The organism is Flavobacterium olei, from assembly GCF_039749035.1.
GTDB lineage: Bacteria > Bacteroidota > Bacteroidia > Flavobacteriales > Flavobacteriaceae > Flavobacterium > Flavobacterium olei.
Genome location: NZ_JBDKWC010000001.1, coordinates 344,923 through 364,309, shown reverse-complemented (window position 1 = coordinate 364,309; position 19,387 = coordinate 344,923). Strand labels below are relative to the sequence as shown.

17 protein-coding genes and 1 other RNA gene are annotated in these 19,387 nt (G+C 35.0%); 12 read left to right on the top strand and 6 right to left on the bottom strand.

Features of this window, described 5'->3' with window-relative positions:
* The first annotated feature begins 6 nt into the window (after positions 1-6).
* From ABEB31_RS01510 to ABEB31_RS01485, 6 genes are all read left to right on the top strand, one after another.
* Positions 7-972: an MlaD family protein gene (locus tag ABEB31_RS01510; RefSeq protein ID WP_347049578.1), complete on the top strand. Its 966-nt coding sequence runs from the start codon at positions 7-9 to the stop codon at positions 970-972.
* A 6-nt stretch (positions 973-978) separates the two neighbouring features.
* The gene (locus tag ABEB31_RS01505) at positions 979-2,316 is read left to right on the top strand and encodes a 4Fe-4S dicluster domain-containing protein (protein WP_347049577.1); all 1,338 of its coding nucleotides are present in this window, start codon (positions 979-981) and stop codon (positions 2,314-2,316) included.
* Between the two features lie 128 nt (positions 2,317-2,444).
* A complete protein-coding gene (locus ABEB31_RS01500; protein WP_347049576.1) occupies positions 2,445-3,236 on the top strand; it encodes a (Fe-S)-binding protein in 792 nt (263 codons plus the stop codon).
* Positions 3,237-3,364: 128 nt separating this feature from the next.
* Positions 3,365-3,847, top strand: coding sequence for an ABC transporter ATPase (locus ABEB31_RS01495; protein WP_347049575.1), 483 nt, complete (start codon positions 3,365-3,367; stop codon positions 3,845-3,847).
* A gap of 364 nt (positions 3,848-4,211) precedes the next feature.
* Positions 4,212-5,357, top strand: a complete 1,146-nt coding sequence (bshA, locus tag ABEB31_RS01490; protein WP_347049574.1) for an N-acetyl-alpha-D-glucosaminyl L-malate synthase BshA — start codon at positions 4,212-4,214, stop codon at positions 5,355-5,357.
* A 16-nt stretch (positions 5,358-5,373) separates the two neighbouring features.
* Positions 5,374-5,796, top strand: coding sequence for a protease complex subunit PrcB family protein (locus ABEB31_RS01485; RefSeq protein WP_347049573.1), 423 nt, complete (start codon positions 5,374-5,376; stop codon positions 5,794-5,796).
* Between the two features lie 157 nt (positions 5,797-5,953).
* Here the strand turns inward: ABEB31_RS01485 and ABEB31_RS01480 are convergent, their stop codons facing one another.
* Positions 5,954-6,451, bottom strand: a complete 498-nt coding sequence (locus ABEB31_RS01480) for a hypothetical protein (protein ID WP_347049572.1) — start codon at positions 6,449-6,451, stop codon at positions 5,954-5,956.
* 127 nt (positions 6,452-6,578) lie between these two features.
* Positions 6,579-7,403, bottom strand: coding sequence for a UDP-2,3-diacylglucosamine diphosphatase (locus tag ABEB31_RS01475; protein WP_347049571.1), 825 nt, complete (start codon positions 7,401-7,403; stop codon positions 6,579-6,581).
* A 188-nt stretch (positions 7,404-7,591) separates the two neighbouring features.
* Between ABEB31_RS01475 and aroC the strand changes: the two genes are divergently transcribed.
* The 3 genes from aroC (at position 7,592) to ABEB31_RS01460 (ending at position 12,302) form a co-directional block, all read left to right on the top strand.
* Complete coding sequence (gene aroC / locus ABEB31_RS01470) at positions 7,592-8,650, top strand: chorismate synthase (RefSeq protein ID WP_347049570.1); 1,059 nt, start codon at positions 7,592-7,594, stop codon at positions 8,648-8,650.
* Positions 8,651-8,702: 52 nt separating this feature from the next.
* Complete coding sequence (locus tag ABEB31_RS01465; RefSeq protein ID WP_347049569.1) at positions 8,703-9,983, top strand: dicarboxylate/amino acid:cation symporter; 1,281 nt, start codon at positions 8,703-8,705, stop codon at positions 9,981-9,983.
* Between the two features lie 135 nt (positions 9,984-10,118).
* Complete coding sequence (locus tag ABEB31_RS01460; RefSeq protein ID WP_347049568.1) at positions 10,119-12,302, top strand: ATP-binding protein; 2,184 nt, start codon at positions 10,119-10,121, stop codon at positions 12,300-12,302.
* On the opposite strand, the gene ABEB31_RS01455 is transcribed toward ABEB31_RS01460, so the two are convergent.
* Both ABEB31_RS01455 and ABEB31_RS01450 read right to left on the bottom strand, forming a co-directional pair.
* Entirely contained in the window at positions 12,299-13,546 is a 1,248-nt protein-coding gene (locus ABEB31_RS01455) for a DEAD/DEAH box helicase (RefSeq protein ID WP_347049567.1), read from the bottom strand. The two genes, ABEB31_RS01460 and ABEB31_RS01455, sit on opposite strands and share 4 nt — an antisense overlap.
* A gap of 136 nt (positions 13,547-13,682) precedes the next feature.
* A complete protein-coding gene (locus ABEB31_RS01450; protein WP_347049566.1) occupies positions 13,683-14,720 on the bottom strand; it encodes a formimidoylglutamase in 1,038 nt (345 codons plus the stop codon).
* Between the two features lie 96 nt (positions 14,721-14,816).
* On the opposite strand from ABEB31_RS01450, the gene ABEB31_RS01445 reads away from it, so the two are divergent.
* On the top strand, positions 14,817-15,695 hold the full coding sequence (locus tag ABEB31_RS01445) for a hypothetical protein (protein ID WP_347049565.1): 879 nt from the start codon (positions 14,817-14,819) through the stop codon (positions 15,693-15,695).
* 99 nt (positions 15,696-15,794) lie between these two features.
* Here the strand turns inward: ABEB31_RS01445 and hutI are convergent, their stop codons facing one another.
* A complete protein-coding gene (gene hutI / locus ABEB31_RS01440; protein WP_347049564.1) occupies positions 15,795-17,033 on the bottom strand; it encodes an imidazolonepropionase in 1,239 nt (412 codons plus the stop codon).
* Between the two features lie 96 nt (positions 17,034-17,129).
* A complete protein-coding gene (locus tag ABEB31_RS01435) occupies positions 17,130-18,182 on the bottom strand; it encodes a glutaminyl-peptide cyclotransferase (protein ID WP_347049563.1) in 1,053 nt (350 codons plus the stop codon).
* Positions 18,183-18,270: 88 nt separating this feature from the next.
* On the opposite strand from ABEB31_RS01435, the gene ffs reads away from it, so the two are divergent.
* An RNA gene (gene ffs / locus ABEB31_RS01430) (signal recognition particle sRNA small type) lies at positions 18,271-18,368 on the top strand.
* 167 nt (positions 18,369-18,535) lie between these two features.
* Positions 18,536-19,339 (top strand): SDR family oxidoreductase, encoded by an 804-nt coding sequence (locus ABEB31_RS01425; RefSeq protein WP_347049562.1) that lies wholly within the window; start codon positions 18,536-18,538, stop codon positions 19,337-19,339.
* Positions 19,340-19,387: the final 48 nt, after the last annotated feature.

The following is a 19,387-nucleotide window of genomic DNA, read 5'->3' as shown; positions in this document are numbered from 1 at the left end:
AGAATTTTGAAACTAACAAGAGAAATTAAAACGGCTATTTTAGTCATCGCGTCCATTTTATTATTTATTTGGGGATATAGTTTTTTAAAAGGCAGAGACCTTTTTACAAATTATAAAGTATTATACGCTGAGTATGATAATGTTGAAGATTTATCTGCCTCTGCGCCGGTAACCTTAAACGGACTTGGAATTGGTAAGGTAAGTAAGATTACCATTAACGAAGTAACAGGTAAATTATTAGTTGAACTTCAGCTTAAAACAGATTTTCCAATTTCAAAAAGCAGTAAGGCTGTCATTTATTCGCCAAGTTTAATTGGCGGGAAACAAATAAAAATTGTTCCAAACTTTAATGATAAAGAACTGGCAGAAGACGAGCAGAAATTAGAATCGACTGTAGAGCTTGGTTTAACCGAATCATTAGGTGGGAAAATCGAACCGATTCAGCAAAAACTGGAGAGAATGTTAGTGAGTATTGACACTCTTGTTACCGGCTTAAACAGAACTTTAGATCCAAGTACACAACGAAATCTGAAGAAGACAATTGCAGAGTTAAGTCAGACTATGGAGCAGTTTCATAAAGCTTCAGGAAGCATCAATTCTATTCTGGATACCAATAAAAACCAGATTAACGGAGTGGTGACAAACTTCAATAAAATGTCAAGTAACTTCAACAAAATCTCTGATTCTTTAAACAAAGCAGATTTAGGGAAAACAGTTCGTAACCTGAATAAGACTTTAGCAAAAGTAGATGGTATTATGAATAACCTGAACACCGGAAAAGGTACTGCAGGTAAATTGTTAAACGACGATGCATTGTATAATAATCTGGCGAAAACTTCAAAAGAACTTGAATTGTTATTACAAGATGTACGTCTGTACCCGACGCGTTATGTAAATGTTTCTCTTTTTGGAAAGAAAAACAAACCTTACGTAGCACCTACAGAGGAAACAAACTCAACTGATAAAAAATAATTATAAATGAGTTATTTAGATAATATTTTATTTGCCATACTTCTTATAGTTGGTTTCGGTTTTTTTGCAGCGAGCGTAAAAAAGATCATCCGAAATATTAATTTAGGAGTTGATGTAGATCGAAAAGATAATCCAAAAGCTCGTTGGGCAAACATGGCCTTGATTGCACTTGGTCAGTCAAAAATGGTGAGACGTCCTGTTGCCGGAATCCTGCATATTTTAGTATATGTCGGTTTTATTATAATTAATATCGAATTATTAGAAATCATTATTGACGGATTGTTTGGAACACATAGAATTTTTGCTCCGTATTTAGGAGTTGTATATGATGTTCTGATCGCTTCCTTTGAAATATTAGCGCTGCTGGTTATTGTTGCGGTAACGGCTTTCTGGATCAGAAGAAACATTATCAGAATGAAACGTTTTATTCATTCTGATTTAAAAGGTTTTCCGAAAAGTGATGCGAATTACATTTTATACTTTGAAACAGTCTTAATGATTTTGTTTTTATTGATGAATGCCTCAGATCTGCATTTGCAAAATGTTCCTGGCGGATATTCTCATTTTCACAAAGCCGGAAGTTTTCCGGTAAGTCAGTTTATCGCGCCGATTTTCAACGGAACTTCAAACGAATTGGTTGGATTATTATACGAAGTTTTTTGGTGGCTGCATATTACAGGAATTTTGATTTTTATGAATTACCTGTATTTTTCTAAACACCTGCATATTCTTTTAGCTTTCCCAAATACCTATTTTGCAGATTTAAGGCCTAAAGGTCAGTTTGATAATTTGGCATCGGTTACGAAAGAAGTAAAATTAATGATGGATCCAAATGCAGATCCTTTTGCAGCAGCACCGGCAGACGAAAATGCGCATCCGGCAAAATTTGGCGCCAGTGATGTTCAGGATTTAAACTGGGTGCAATTATTAAACGCTTACACTTGTACAGAGTGCGGAAGATGCACCTCTTCCTGTCCGGCAAATCTAACCGGAAAAAAATTGTCTCCCCGTAAAATTATGATGGATACGAGAGACCGTTTGACAGAAGTCGGAAAAAATATTGATGCCAATAAAGGTGTTTTTGTTCCCGATAATAAAACGCTTTTAAACGATTATATTACTCCGGAAGAATTATGGGCTTGTACATCTTGTAATGCGTGTGTAGAAGAATGTCCGGTAAATATTAGTCCGTTGTCTATTATTATGGATATGCGTCGTTATTTGGTAATGGAACAAAGTGCTGCTCCAATGTCATTAAACGCCATGATGACCAATATTGAAAATAATGCGGCACCTTGGCAATATAGTCAACAGGATCGTCTGAATTGGAAAAACGAAAATTAAAATCTATTGTTTAAAAGGTTTTTACTTTTAACTTTTTAACAATTTTAAAATAATTTCGGTTTTAGTTTTGTTTGCGCTACAGGCGATTAAACAAATACCGTATTAACCGATTTAACAAAATTAAGAAGATGTCAGAAAGTTTAGTAGTGCCAACAATGGCTGAGATGCTGGCCGAAGGGAAACAACCAGAGGTTTTGTTTTGGGTAGGTTGCGCAGGAAGTTTTGATGATAGAGCAAAGAAAATCACAAAAGCATTTGTGCGAATTTTAAACCGTACGAATGTTTCTTTTGCAGTGCTGGGAGCAGAAGAAAGCTGTACTGGCGATCCGGCAAAAAGAGCCGGAAATGAATTTTTGTTTCAGATGCAGGCGATGATGAATATCGAGGTTCTAAATGCATACGAAGCAAAAAAAATAGTAACGGCTTGTCCGCATTGTTTTAATACTTTGAAGAATGAGTACCCGGAACTGGGAGGAAAATACGAAGTTATTCATCATACGGAATTTCTAAAATCATTAATCGATGATGGAAGACTGACAGTTGAAGGAGGACAATTTAAAGGAAAGAAAATAACTTTTCATGATCCCTGCTATTTAGGGAGAGCAAATAAAGTTTACGAAGCTCCAAGAGATTTAATTGAAAAATTGGATGTAGAATTGGTCGAAATGAAACGTTCTAAATCAAACGGTTTATGTTGTGGAGCGGGTGGAGCGCAAATGTTTAAAGATGCTGAACCGGGGAACAAAGAAGTAAACGTGCTTCGTACGGAAGATGCGTTGGAAGTTCAGCCTGATATTATTGCAGCGGCTTGTCCTTTTTGTAATACGATGTTAACTGACGGAATAAAAAATAAAGAAAAAGAAGGTCAGGTAAAAGTGCTTGATATTGCTGAGTTAATTGCAAATGCGCAGGATTTGTAAAAAAAGGTTATAAGGTTCTGAGAGGCATAGGTACAAAGGTTTAGAAACTTAAAATTTGAAACCTGAAACCTGAAACTTTCAAAAAGATCTTAAATCAACAATCCAAAATTTTAAATCTAAAATTAAAAATGTATATACCTTTTGAAGATTTACCGGGAGAATCCAGAATCTGGATTTACCAGTCGAACAGGAAATTTTCTGATGAAGAATTTTCTGAAATAGAAACTGATCTAAAAGCTTTTGTAGAACAATGGGCTGCACACGGCACAAGTCTGGAAGCTTCTTATTTAATGAAATATAACCGATTTATTATTTTGGCTGTAAATCAGGATGTGCAAGCTGCTACGGGATGTTCTATTGATAGTTCTGTGGAATTTATTCAGAATTTAGAAAAGAAATACGACGTTGATTTACTGGATAAAATGAACGTTACTTTTAAACTGGGTGAACATATTGCGCATAAACCTTTAATTGATTTTAAAAAAATGGTTAAAGATAAAGCGGTAACAGGAAATACTATTGTATTTAATAATCTTGTTACTAATATTGAAGAGTTTAATGATGCCTGGGAAGTTCCTGCTGCCGATAGCTGGCACAGCAGATTTTTTTAATATTCATATCGATATTCAAAGCAGAAAATTTAATTTCTGCTTTTTTTTTTGTCCTTATGTTTGGTTATTTCTAATGTCCTGAAATAATAAATATTGAACTGAGGGAATATTTCTTTTGAAAATAAGACTTCTAGTCTAGTCCCGATGGGAGCGGTTCCTTTTTTTTGTTCTCGTTTTTTAATGAGGGCCGGAAAAGATATAGTGTCCCGAAGCCCCGGGAGCGGACAGGTGTTGCTTTAAAACCCGCACGTCTGCTTCTAATTATTCAATCAGTGGAGTTAATCTAATTTTGTCAAAAATCTAACAATTTAAAAGCGTAATGAAACGCTATTTTTGAGTATTTTCGTAGAATTAAATTTAATACATGAAAATAGCAATTGTCTGTTATCCTACTTTTGGCGGAAGTGGCGTTGTAGCTACGGAATTAGGACTTGAATTAGCCAGAAGAGGACACGAAATACACTTTATAACTTATAGCCAGCCTGTCAGACTGGCGCTCCTGAATCCGAATGTACATTACCATGAGGTAAACGTTCCGGAATATCCATTGTTTCATTATCAGCCTTACGAACTGGCTTTGTCGAGTAAACTGGTTGATATGGTTAAGCTTTACAAAATTGAATTACTTCACGTGCATTATGCTATTCCACATGCTTATGCGGGTTATATGGCGAAACAAATGCTGAAGAACGAAGGTATCAATCTGCCGATGATTACTACGCTTCACGGAACCGATATTACCTTGGTTGGAAATCATCCTTTTTACAAGCCTGCAGTTACTTTTAGTATTAATAAATCGGATTATGTGACGTCGGTTTCGCAGAGTCTGAAAGATGATACTTTGAAATTATTTAAAATTAAAAATAAAATTAAAGTTATTCCGAACTTTATTGAATTGGATAAGGTTAAGAAAGATCCGCTGGCTCCTTGTCATCGTTATGTTATGGCAAAGGAAAATGAGCGTATTATAACGCATATCAGCAACTTTAGAAAGGTAAAGCGAATTCCGGATATTATTAAAATTTTCTACAACATTCAGAAAGAAATTCCGGCAAAACTAATGATGGTTGGAGACGGACCTGAAAAAGAAAAAGCAGAAATTTTGTGTCAGGAACTGGGAATTTTGGATAAAGTAATTTTCTTTGGAAACAGCCACGAGATTGATAAAATTTTATGCATGACAGATTTGTTTCTTCTTCCTTCTGAGACTGAAAGTTTTGGTTTGGCGGCTTTGGAAGCGATGGCCTGCGGAGTACCGGTAATTTCGAGTAACTCAGGTGGACTTCCCGAGGTAAATTTCGACGGTTTTTCAGGATATTTGAGCGATGTCGGAAAGGTTGATGAAATGGCCGAGAATGCACTTAAAATTTTAAAAGATGATGCAGTTTTAAGTCAGTTTAAAACAAATGCGCTGGAAGTGGCAAGAAAGTTTGATATTAAAAACATTCTTCCTAAATATGAAGCGTTATACCAAAAAGCTGTTGATGATTATAAATATGAAAAACATTAATCTTTAAAATAACGTAATGAGAAAAGTAATTTCGGTTTTAGTAATTTTTGTTTTGATTTCCTGCGGAGCTAAAAAAGCTTCGACTTCAAAGGGGTTGTATGAGGTACTTACCACACAGTCTGACGGTGGAGGAAATATTAAGTTTTTTGAGATTCTGACGGAACCTAATGAAGTTAAAATGCTGGAGAATGACCCGCTTCTGGCTGGTAAGGTAAAAGAAGGTGATACCAGCAGCTCCAATTATGTGATTCTGAACATGGGTGAGAAAAATACAAGCGGTTACAGTATTGAAGTGGTCAATGTAGAAGAAACAGATAAAAATGTTATTATAACCGTTAAGGAAAACGGTCCTGCAAAAGATGCTATGACGATGCAGATGATTTCTTATCCTTATACAGTTGTGAAAATTAATTCTAAGAAAGAGATTATTATTAAATAAAAATAAAAGCTTCGAATTCGCTCCGCATGACATACAAAAGTCGATGAAATTATTTCGTCTTGTTTGCCCGGCTGAGCGAATTCGAAGCCTTTTTACCAAAAAAAAACCTGTCGCTTTAACACAACAGGTTTCTCCTTACAATTTTTTTTATTTTTAATTAGAATCTGAATTTAACTCCAAGACCTACGTCAAATCCGAAGTTGTCATCATCATAATATCCTGAACCAATTTCAGGTCTTGCGTCAAGTGACAAAGTAATTGGCACTTCACTAAATCTATATTCGATACCGATATCTCCGGCAGCAAAAACATAAGTTCCGCTATCATTATATCTGTCATCGTTGAAACGGTAATCGTAATCCCAGGCAGCAACTCCACCACCGACACCAGCGTACCAGTTGAAACCTCCATCGATGTTCCAAACCCATTGGTAAAGAGCAACACCTTTTATAGCATCAACATCTCTGCTGTTTCTCCAGCCTAAATCAAATTCAAGTCTGTTTTTCTGGTTTAAACCTAATTGGTAAGATACTTCTCCTCCAAATCCGTTATTGTCTCCTAAACGTAATCCTAAGGCATGTTTTGAAATTTCTTGTGATTGAGCCGTAAATGCTAATCCAAAAAGCATAAGGGCAGATAATAAAATCTTTTTCATAAAAATGGTTATTAATTTTTTTTCAAATGTATAATTACACTCGTACAGAGAACGTATATTATTTTTGAAAATTGTTATATAATTTACATTTAGATGATTTGAATTATATAAATCTACAGGTAGTACATTATTTTAATATAATTGAAGTTATCATTTGTGAGGTTATAACGTCTTCCATTTCAAAGAGATTTTCTTCGTCTTCTGCGAAATTACTGGCTTTATAAGAAAACATTTTCCAGCGTTTTTTATGATATTCAAGTGCGGTTAAATTTTCTATCCAGTCTCCGGAATTTAAATATAAAGTAGAACCGTGTTTGTTTTCTATAGTGGCAATTTTAGGTTCGTGTATATGACCGCAAATTACGTAGTCATAGTTCTTTTCGATTGCTAAATCAGTAGCCGTGGTTTCAAAATCAGAGATAAATTTTACAGCTTTTTTTACGCTTGCTTTAATTTTTTTAGAAAAAGAATAGGGTTCCCGGCCTAATTTAGCCAGACACCAGTTTACAAACCGGTTGATTAAAATAAGATAATCATATCCCAGACCACCCAATTTTGCTATCCATTTTGAATGCTGAACAGAGGCGTCAAAAACATCTCCGTGAAAAATCCACGCTTTTTTGTCATCAAGTTCTAAAACTAATTTATCTACTAAAGCAAAATTTCCCATGTTCATGTCGCTGAACTTGCGCAGAATTTCATCGTGGTTTCCAGTGATGTAATATACCTTTGTTCCTTTAGAAGCCATTCCGATAATACGCTGAATTACTCTTAAATGCGCTTTCGGAAAATAAGATTTTCTAAACTGCCAGGCATCAATAATATCTCCGTTAAGGATTAAGGTTTTAGGTTTAATGCTTGAAAGGTAGTTGTTTAGTTCTTTTGCATGACTTCCGTAGGTGCCCAAATGAACATCAGAAATAACAACCAATTCGACATTTCTCTTTTTCAATTTTTCTCGATTTGAAGTTTTACAAATGAAAGAAAGTTTGCTCATTATTATTTTATCAAAAGGTTATCAAAAAGCGGATATTTTTACCAAATTGTAATTTTTAATCAGTTTAATGTTTAGTTAATAATACCAGTTTTAAATTTTTTAATTTAATTCATAAAACTTACATTTGCTCAAAACAAAATACAATGGCAGGAAACAGCTACGGCACCCTATATAAAGTTACCACCTTTGGAGAGTCACATGGTGAAGCTCTCGGCGGGATTATCGACGGATGTCCTTCAGGAATTGAACTTGATTTTGAAGCAATTGAACTGGACATGGCCCGAAGAAAACCGGGACAATCAGCAATTGTAACGCAAAGAAAAGAACCGGATGCAGTTCAGTTTTTATCCGGAATTTTCGAAGGCAAAACAACCGGAACCCCAATTGGTTTTATTATTCCCAATACCAATCAGAAATCAGACGATTACTCTCATATAAAAGACAATTACAGGCCAAGTCACGCTGATTATGTATACGATCAGAAGTATGGTTTTCGTGATTATCGCGGTGGTGGAAGAAGTTCTGCCAGAGAAACTGCAAGCAGGGTAGTAGCAGGTGCAATTGCAAAACAAATGCTTCCTGAAATTAAAATCAATGCTTATGTTTCTTCAGTTGGTCCTATTCATTTAGAGACACCTTATCAGGATCTGGATTTTTCTAAAATTGAAAGCAATCCGGTGCGTTGTCCCGACGAAAAATCGGCTGCGGTTATGGAAGAATATATTCGTGAGATTCGCAAGCAAGGTGATACTGTAGGAGGTGTTGTATCCTGCGTTATACAAAATGTTCCGGTTGGTTTAGGAGAACCTGTATTTGATAAGCTTCATGCAGAATTAGGAAAAGCAATGCTTTCTATAAATGCAGTGAAAGGTTTTGAATACGGAAGCGGTTTCTCCGGATCTGAAATGAAAGGTAGCGAACATAACGATTTATATAATACGGACGGAACTACGAAAACGAATCTTTCTGGCGGAATCCAGGGCGGTATCAGTAACGGAATGGATATCTATTTCAGAGTAGCTTTTAAGCCTGTTGCAACAATTATGCAGACTCAGGACTCATTAGATAATAAAGGTAATATTACACCAATGACGGGAAAAGGCCGTCATGATCCTTGTGTAGTGCCTCGCGCAGTGCCAATCGTAGAAGCGATGGCAGCAATTGTTTTGGCAGATTTTTACCTGATCAACAAAACATATTAATAAAAGGTAAGACAGTGAGGGTCTTATATTTTAATAATTAAAAAAAACATTAATGCAAGTTACAGAAACCAAAAAAAAATCATTTCTTTCAGGATTAACAGGGCAAATTATACTTGCAATGATTCTTGGAGCAACTTTAGGAATTATTCTTCATAATACTATTTCGCCGGAAGCAGCCCAGTCATTTAGTACGAAAATTAAAATGCTGGCCACTATTTTCATTCGTTTAGTGCAAATGATTATTTCGCCGCTTGTTTTTACGACTCTGGTAGTAGGAATTGCGAAATTAGGAGATATTAAAACTGTTGGAAGAATTGGAGGAAAAGCACTTGGATGGTTTTTTACAGCTTCATTTATTTCTCTGTTAATTGGATTATTCTATGTAAATATTCTGCAGCCGGGTGTTGGCCTTAAATTAGATCATGTTGACATGGCTGCCGCTTCTGAGGTTACCGGTAAAACACAAAATCTGTCTTTCGAAAACTTCGTTGAACATATTGTGCCTAAAAGTATTGTCGAAGCAATGGCAACTAATGAAATCCTGCAAATTGTAGTTTTTTCTATTTTCTTCGGATTAGCAGCAGCCTCTTTAGGATCTACTGTAAAGCCAATTGTAAATGCTTTTGATAAGTTGTCGCACATTGTATTAAAAATGGTAAACTATGTAATGAACTTTGCTCCAATTGGAGTTTTTGGTGCTATTGCAGGAGTTTTTGCAATACGAGATGCAGAAGAGCTGGTTATTACATATTTTAAATTCTTTGGATCGTTTTTAGTAGGTATTGGTACATTGTGGGTTATTTTAATTGCAATTGGATATATTTTTCTAAAAGGAAGAATGACTGAATTGTTAAAACGTATTATCGGACCATTGGCAATTGCTTTTGGTACAACAAGCAGCGAAGCTGTATTTCCTAAACTGACTGAAGAATTGGAAGGTTTTGGGGTAAAAGATAAAATTGTTTCTTTCATGTTACCACTTGGCTATTCTTTTAATCTTGACGGTAGTATGATGTACATGACTTTTGCGAGTATCTTCATTGCACAGTTCTACAACGTTCATTTGGATTTAGGTACACAAATGGCCATGCTTTTGGTTTTAATGTTGACCAGTAAAGGTATTGCAGGTGTTCCCAGAGCCAGTTTGGTTGTAGTTGCAGCTACCTGCGGAATGTTTGATATTCCAATTGAGGGAATAGCATTAATTTTGCCAATCGATCATTTCTGCGATATGTTTAGAAGTGCGACCAATGTTTTAGGAAATGCCCTTGCAACCTCTGTTGTAGGACAATGGGAAGACGGAAAAGGTATGGAAACAGACCTCACTGAATAATACGTAATATTTAGCCTACGTATCTGGTTTTTACTGGATTAAAGAGCTAAAAAATAGTATAGAAAAGCTGTATTTTATTGATAAATACAGCTTTCTTTTATTTTAAAGTGTATATTTGGCGAAACTAGCCGATTAATGCCCCAAATACGGATTTTTTTATTTTTATATCTTCTGCTGAACTGCTCTGGCACTTTGGCTGTGGCTCAGTCTGACTGTAATACAGATCCTAAGATTGATAAACTCGTAAAAAACGCTTTACTCAATTTTAGAGAATCGAATTTTGAACAATCTTTAATTCTTTCCAGATCTGCACTCAATTCGGCAACCGTTATAAAAGACTACTGTTTAATTTCCAGATCATATAATATTATTGCAGCTAATTACAATGAATTAGCCGATTTTGATAAAGCAATTTTCTTCTATAAAAAAAGTCTTTTCTACGCCAATAAAACAACGAACGATTCCTTAAAATGTGATCTCTACAATAATTTGGGCAACATGTTTTGCTTCGAGAAAAAACGTTTTGAAGAAGGAATTCGTTATTATAAAAAATCAATTGCTTATGGTTTCAAAATTAATGATCTCAGGCAGGTTTATTTCACTTATGTGAATGTCACCTGGGCTTATTTTGATGCCGGGAATTTTAATGAAGGTTCTTTTTATTTAAAATATCTAAACAGTAATAAAGATAAATACGGAGACACCTCGACCAGTACTATTGTAAATATGCTCAACGGTATTTATCTAAGTCATAAAAAGGAAAATGAAGCAGCAAATACGTTTTTTTTAACTGCAATTCAATCCGGGATGGCTTCAGAAGACAGATCGGATCTTACACATGTGTATTTGGAATATTCTAAATTTCTGGATAAGATAAAAAGACATAAAGAAGCTTATGAAAACCTTATTAAGCATCACGAGATTTCTGATGAATTGTATGGCGAAAAGAAAATCAAAAAAGCTTCTCTGGCGGGAATGAGTCTGGAACTGGATGAATACAAAAGACATATTGATAAAATTGAAAGTGAAAAGGTAGAACAATCGCAGAGCTTAAAAAAATCACGGATTATTGTTATCCTTTTTGTTTTGACTTCATTTATTCTGGTATTTTTAATTATAACCTTAGTACAAAATATCCGATTTAAGAAAAAACATAATTTAGAGCTTTTAAAAGCAAAAGAAATAGCAGAAGAGGCTTCCTTGCTCAAAACTCAGTTTATTTCGACCATAAGCCATGAATTACGTACTCCGTTATACGGTGTTGTTGGTATTACAAACATGTTGCTGGAAGAACATAAGGAATTGTCTAAAAGTCAGCATCTGAGTTCTCTTAAATTTTCTGCCCGTTATTTGTTATCATTGGTTAATGATATACTTCAAATTAATAAGATTGAAGAGAATAAGGTCGTTTTAGAGAATTTGACTTTTAATATATCAGATGAAATTATTGTTATTAAAAACTCTTTGTCTTTTCTTTCGCAGAAAAATAATAACAGGATTTACATCGATATTGATCCCAATATTCCCGAATATTTAATTGGTGATAAACTTCGTTTGTCGCAGATCCTGATGAATTTAGTAAGTAACGCTTTGAAGTTTACAAAAGACGGAGAGGTCGAAATTACGGTCCGCTTAAGTAAAGTTGAAGGCAAACTGAATTTTCTGGAATTCATAATAAAAGATAACGGGGTGGGAATTGCGTTTGCCGATCAAAGCAAAATATTCGAGAAATTTGTCCAGGTTGGGCGTAAAGAAGAAGATTATCAGGGAACCGGACTCGGACTCAGTATTGTTAAACGACTGCTTACTTTATTCGGAAGTACGATTACGCTTGAGAGCGACATTGGAAAAGGGACTTCATTTTCTTTTACAATTTCGTTTGAGCATGATTTAGTCAAAACCAAAACTATTATTAATGAAATTGAAGTCGATCTTACATCAAGTGAAATTTACAGAATACTGGTTGTAGAAGATAATTTGATTAATCAGTTGGTGACACGAAAAATAATCGAAAAAAACAATTACTTCTGTAAAGTGGTTGATGATGGTTTTGGAGCGCTTAAAGTTTTGGAAAATGACGAATTTGATCTCATTCTGATGGATATCAACATGCCTATGATGAACGGATTTGAAACCACGAAAAGAATTCGTTTAATGGGAATAGATACGCCGGTTGTAGCGTTGACCGCCTTTGATAAAGATGAAATTACAGATGAAGCAATTTCATCGGGCATAAATGATATTATTATTAAACCATTTGAGCCTGTCAAATTGTTTAAGATTATAAACTACCTTATAAATGAAAAAAACGCTGTTTAGTACCAGCGTTTTTTGTTTTTCTTAGAAGTTTCAGATTTTCTCGATTTGTGTGCACCGCCGCTTCTGTTGGAGCTTTTAGGCTTTTCTCCGGCTTCCGGACTTCCTGAATGCCATTGGAATGGATGATCTGCTATTGTTTTTACATCCACTTTGATTAATTTCTGAATGTCTTTCCAATACGGAAGCTCATCTTTTCCACAAAATGAAATCGCGATTCCACCATTTCCTGCACGTCCTGTACGGCCAATTCGGTGCACATACGTTTCGGGAATATTGGGTAAATCAAAATTAATTACAAAAGGAAGCTGTTCGATATCAATTCCTCTAGCCGCAATATCTGTAGCTACCAAAACACCTACTTCTTTATTTTTAAAAGCATCCAGAACGCGCTGTCTTGCATTTTGAGATTTATCTCCGTGAATGGCTTCTGCCGGAATATCTTTTTTTCTGAGTGCCTTTACAACATTGTCTGCGCCATGTTTAGTTCTTGAAAAAACCAGGACATTGGACAGATTTTCTTCTTTAATCAAATGATATAATAAATTTCTTTTTTCTGTTTTATCGACAAAATAAATACGTTGTTCTACATTTTCAGCTGTTGAGGAAACGGGAGAAACTTCTACTTTTTCAGGATCAGTCAAAAACATTTCTGCCAGTTCACGAATTGCAATTGGCATCGTGGCTGAGAAAAGAAGTGTTTGTCTGTTTTTTGGAGTCAGTTTTACAATTTTTTTGACATCATTGATAAAACCCATGTCCAGCATTTGATCTGCTTCATCCAGGACTAATGTATGCAAATGATCCAGATCGATAAAGCCTTGTTTCTGAAGGTCTAATAATCTTCCCGGAGTTGCTACTAATATATCGATTCCTTTTTTTAGCGTATCGACCTGCGGGTTTTGAGAAACACCTCCAAAAATAGTCAACTGTGTTAGGTTCGTATATTTGGCATAAGTTTCAAAGCTTTCTCCAATTTGTACGGCCAGTTCACGGGTTGGAGTAACTATAAGGGCGCGAATTTGTTTGGCTTTTTTTGATGAGCCTACAATTCGGTGTAATTGGTGTATGATTGGAATAGCAAATGCTGCCGTTTTTCCGGTTCCCGTCTGCGCACAGCCAATTAAATCTCTTCCTGCAAGAACAATCGGAATGGACTGCTCCTGAATAGGAGTTGGATTTAAATAGCCTTCTTCAAATACGGCTTTTTGTATACTTTTTGAAAGTGATAAATCTTCGAATAACATATCTTAGGTATTAAAGCATTTTAGTTATAAGTACTAAAATGCTGTGCAAAGATAGGTTTATTCAGTCAATCGTTTGTTTGAATTGACTTTTATTTGGCAAAAGCACCTTTTTTAAAAACGGATTTATATGTAAAGTTCAGTCTTTTTCGATATTTGCCTTTATAAAATCGGTTACCAGATAACCAATCAGTTTTCCAATTAAATTATGGTTTGGGGCAATGTCTAAATCGGGTGCGCCTTCGCAGATATGTATATAGGCAGCATTTTTATGTTCGCCGAAAAAAGAAACAAATTGTCTTAATTCTTCAACCGAAAAACCACTAATGGTCATAGCGCTGCTGGCAATATTAGGAATGGCGTCCAGATCAATCTCGATTCCGAAGGCATCGTTTTTAACGAAATCCAAAGCGGTAATCATTTCACGATTAAAATCTTTTTCTTTTCGGATGTTTACACTGTCATAGGTATTGTAGCGAACACGGTCTTCCAGTTTTTTAATAATATCCAATACGCTTTTTGAAGTGTAATTTTCATGAAGACCAAATATGAAATACTTTTTTAAGAAACCTTCTTCATAAGCATATGAAAACCCGTTTCCGCTGTGACGACCTTCGAGAATCCTGAAATCTGAATGCGCATCAAAATTGATTGCATTTACCGGTTTTCCTTTCGCTAAAGCGGCACCTTTAATATTTCCGTAAGCATTATTATGACCTCCGCCAATAATTATCGGAGTTTTTCCGGCTTTAATAATGGTAAAAATAATGTGAGATACTTCCTTATCGATTTTTTCAACGAGCTGACTTAGTTTAGAACGATCATCAACATCATTAAAATCCAGGTTTTCGACTTCACGCATTTCTGTTGTAACATCGATATGGCCTAAGACAATGATTGTGCTTCCTTTAGAAAAGCGGTTATGTTGAATATTGGCAATGCTTTTTATCGCAGACTGCCACGCTGATGCCGCTCCGGGTCTTCCGTAATTGGCACGTACACCAATATCTTCAGGAATTCCTAAGAGTACATATTTAGCTTCGCTTTCTTTAAGAAAATCAACCTTGTCTACTCCAGGCGGAATGACAATCATTTTTTCTCCGAATTTTATTTCACCACTTCGATGATTTGTGACTTTTGCTAAATCATTAATAGTAAAAGGGATCAGTTTCTCCATTAAAAAAAAATATTTTCCAAAAATAATATAATTGTACAAACTTACGTTATTACCTTATATTAATTGTTAAATTTGTTATTAAGAAAATTATTAAATATGGAAAACCCAAAGAACAACAATTCAAGTCTAAAGGCGGTAATCGCAGTTTTAGCAGTCCTACTTATTGGTAGCTTAGTGTATATTTTTAAATTGTCTTCTGATTCAGATGTTCAAAAAACAGAACTGACAACAACATTAACAGAAAAAGAATCTGTTATGAAAGATTTGCAGGAATTAAAAGCAACTTATGATGCTGCAATTGCTGAAAACACTTCTATGTCTGACGAATTAATCCAGGAGAGAGATAAAGTTGTCGCTTTAATGGATGATTTGAATAAATCTAAAGGAGATGTTTCTAAATACAAATCTCAGGTTCAGGCAATGCAAAGCAAAATGAAAACTATGGTTGCTGAAAACGATGAGTTGAAAAAACAAAATGGAGTTTTAACAACACAGAGAGACAGTACAATTGTAGTTTTAGGAGAATCAAAAAAATACAATGAAGTATTGGTAGGTCAAAACGAAGAATTGGCTAAAACAGTAGAAAAAGGTTCTAAGCTTTCAATTCTGAACACAAAAACTGCAGCTTACAAAATGAGAAGCTCAGGAAAACAAATTGAAACAGATAAAGCAAGCCGTGCTGACATTTTAAAAATTAGTTTTACAATTGCTGAAAACCAAATTGCAAAGTCTGGAGATAAAACGTATTATGTACAGGTTATCGATGCAAAAAACAATGTTTTAGGCGATAAGAAAACGGAAAGTTTTGGTGACAACACTTTAACTTATAGCTTTAAAACAACAGTGCAGTACGAAAATAAATCTGTAAATGTTGTTCAGGATCTTCCAGGAAAAGATTTTCCTAAAGGAACTTATTTTATCAATGTATTTGATAATGATGAATTAGTATCTAAAACTAGTTTCAGTTTAAGATAATCGGCCATAAGGATAAGAATACCACTTTGATATTAAAGGTCTGTGATTTTCACAGACCTTTTTTTTTGGCTAATTTTGGAAAAAATATAAGTAAAAATTTTAAGAAAGAATTTGTCCTTCAATAAAAACAGATTCAATTAAATTACTTCCAAAAGCGTACGGAATCTGGTAGTATGATGAAATGGGTTTCGTAAGGATTAAATTGGCTTTTTTGCCCTTTGTAATACTTCCGTGCGTCTCAGAAATTCCCATTGCGTAAGCTCCGTTAATTGTTGCGGCATTGATAGCCTCTTCGGGTGTCATTTTCATTTTAATGCATGCCGTGGCTACTACAAAATTCATGTTTCCGGACGGAGTAGAACCCGGATTAAAATCGGTTGCTAACGCTAGTGGTAATCCGGATTCAATCATGTCTCTTGCCGGAGTATACGGAATGCTTAAAAAATAAGAACACGAAGGCAATGCGACCGGCATAGTTTCGGTATCTTTTAAAGCTTCAATATCTTCCGGATTCATAACTTCAAGATGATCTACAGAAAGCGCCTTAAATTTAACCCCGGCCTGAATGCCGCCTATAGAATTAAATTGATTGACGTGAATTTTAGCTTTCAAACCAAAAGCCAGTCCTGCTTCCATAATTTTTTCTGTTTCTTCTACAGAAAAATAACCGTTTTCGCAAAATACATCTACAAAATCGGCTAACTTGTTTTTAGCAATTTCAGGCAGCATTTCGTTAATGATTTCGTCTAAATATCCTTCTTTGTTTTCTTTGTAATGTGACGGAAAAGCATGCGCTCCTAAGAAAGTGGCCTTGATGGTGACCGGATAATTTTCTGCAAGCTTTTTTATGACACGAAGCATTTTCAGTTCGCCGTCAACGGTTAAACCGTAACCGGATTTTATTTCTACAGCTCCCGTTCCTAAATGCATTACTTCTTCCAGACGAACTTTAGATTGTTCGTAAATTTCATCTTCGGTACTGTCGTTGAGTTTTTTAGCAGAATTTAAAATTCCCCCGCCGCGATTTGCGATTTCTTCGTACGAAAGTCCGTTTATTCGATCAACAAATTCCTGCTCGCGATTTCCCGAGTACACTATATGTGTGTGACTGTCGCACCACGAAGGCAAAACAACCTTTCCTGTTGCATCGATAATTTTATCTGCTTTTGTTTCCGGAAGGTTTTCCATCATACCAAAATCTTCAATAAGATTATCTTTAAGAAGCAAATAAGCATTTTTTATGGTCGGAAGAAGTGCCATCTCTGCACCTGAAACTTTTTCAATTGAAGTTTCCCGAACTTGCAGTAATTCTTGAATGTTAGTTATAAGTGTTGTCATATTTGAAAGTAGTATAAAAACACAAATTTCACGAATTAACACTCAGAATTTGTGGTAATTGGTGAAATTTGTGTTTTAGATTATGGAGTATTACTTTTATTCTGAAACTGTAATTTCGAACATTTTGCTCCAGTTTTTTCCTGTAATAAAAATGGTTTTAGTTTTAGGATTATAAGCAATTCCATTTAGAACGTCGTCTTTAGTAATATCTGTCATCGTTTTTCTCAGATCAGATAAATTTAAAATTCCTTCAACAGCTCCAGTATTTGGATTTACAACCGCAATTGCATCTTTAAACCAGACATTAGTATATATTTTTCCGTTAATCCATTCTAATTCATTAATAGCTTTTATTTTAGAATCTCCTGAATAAACATTGATAAAATCAACCATTTTTTGAGTTGCAGGATCAACCTTCCAGATTTTTTCTGTACCATCTGTCTGGTAGATAAATTTTCCATCATTTGTCATTCCCCAACCCTCAATATCTTTTTCGTAAGCAAATGTTTTTTCAAGTTTTAAAGTCTTCGCATCGTATATAAAACCAGTTTTATTTTTATACGTTAATTGAAATAATTTTCCATTAATGAAAGTGATTCCTTCCCCAAAATATTTTTGCTCCAAATCGATCTTTTTGAAAATTTTTCCGGTTTTGTAATCATACTTTTTAATAAAAGAAGCGCCTTCCTGTCCCGTACTTTCATATAATGTATCATTGTAAAATTCGAATCCTTCTGTAAAATCCTTCTTGTCGTGAGGAAAAGTATTTACAACTTTGTACTTAAGAAGTTTTGGTTCAATATCCGAAACCAATTCTATTCTTTTGTTAGCATCAGACGAATCTCCGTCAAAATATACTTTAGCTTTCAGGTATTGATATCCTAATTTTTGATCTATTAATTCAAATCTAAAATCTTCAGCACCTTTTGTGCCTCCAACTCTTTGGTCATTTACAAAGTAAGCAATACTATCGATTTCTTTCGATTTTGGGTTTAAAATTCCGATTGAAAGTACTTCTTTTTGGGTAAGATGAGCCGGAAAAGCAGAATCATCGATTGTAAATAAAGAATTTTCACCTTTATTTTTTTCTCCACATCCAACTAATGTGATTCCTAATAAAATGAAAGTTAGGAAGTTATATTTTTTCATAGTTTAAAATTTGAATAAGGCAATATACGACGATATTTTTATTGCGGCAAAGGTCTTGCAAAAATATAAAAAGGTTGTATATTTGCACCGGCAAGTCCTACACGACCAGCTCCTGCAGACTCCCCCAGGATGGGAACATAGCAAGGGTACGTGGTTGAGCGGTGCGATGTAGGTCGCTTGCCATTTTTTTTTAGAATATTTAATTTGTAATCTTCCTTATGGGAAGATTTTTTTATTTTTACCCTGCTGGAAGTTAGAAGTTATTGGTTAGAAGATAAAAGTTTTAGCCGAAGAATGATTTTTAAAGACCGCAAATACATTTAACTTATAACATTTAACATCTATCCTAAATAATGAGTAAAGTAGTTTTAATTACCGGCGGTTCATCCGGAATCGGGAAATCTATTGGAGAATTTTTGCATCACAAAGGCTTTATTGTTTACGGAACGAGCAGAAATCCGGAAAGGGTTTTAAATTCAGTTTTTCCGTTAGTAGCATTAGATGCCCGAAATGCAGAATCGATACAAACTGCTGTTCAAAAAATTATTGCCGCTTCGGGAAGATTGGATATTGTTATCAATAACGCCGGAGTCGGTATAACCGGACCTTTAGAAGAAATTCCGACAGCGGAAATAAGAAATAATTTTGAAACTAATTTCTTTGGTCCGATTGAGGTGATGAAAGCTGCTTTGCCTCAAATGCGTGAACAAAAGTCCGGACTTATCATCAATATTACATCTATTGCAGGATATATGGGACTGCCTTACAGAAGTGTTTATTCGGCTTCCAAAGGGGCATTGGAATTAATTACCGAAGCATTGCGAATGGAAGTAAAGTCTTTCGGAATCGAAATTACAAACGTAGCGCCAGGAGATTTTGCCACTAATATTGCCGCGGGTCGTTATCATGCGCCGGTTATTAAAAACTCTGCTTATGAAAAAGTGTACGGCGACATGCTTGCTACAATGAATGATCATGTAGATGCAGGAAGTAACCCAAACGAAATGGCAGAAGCGGTTTATAAAATAATTCAGACTCAAAAACCAAATGTGCATTATAAAGTGGGCGCTTTTATGCAGAAATTCTCCATTGTATTAAAACGCGCACTGCCAGATAAAATGTATGAAAAGATGTTGATGAATCATTACAAGTTGTAGTGATGGGTCGAAATATCAGATAAAAAATGCGGAAATATATGTTTATTC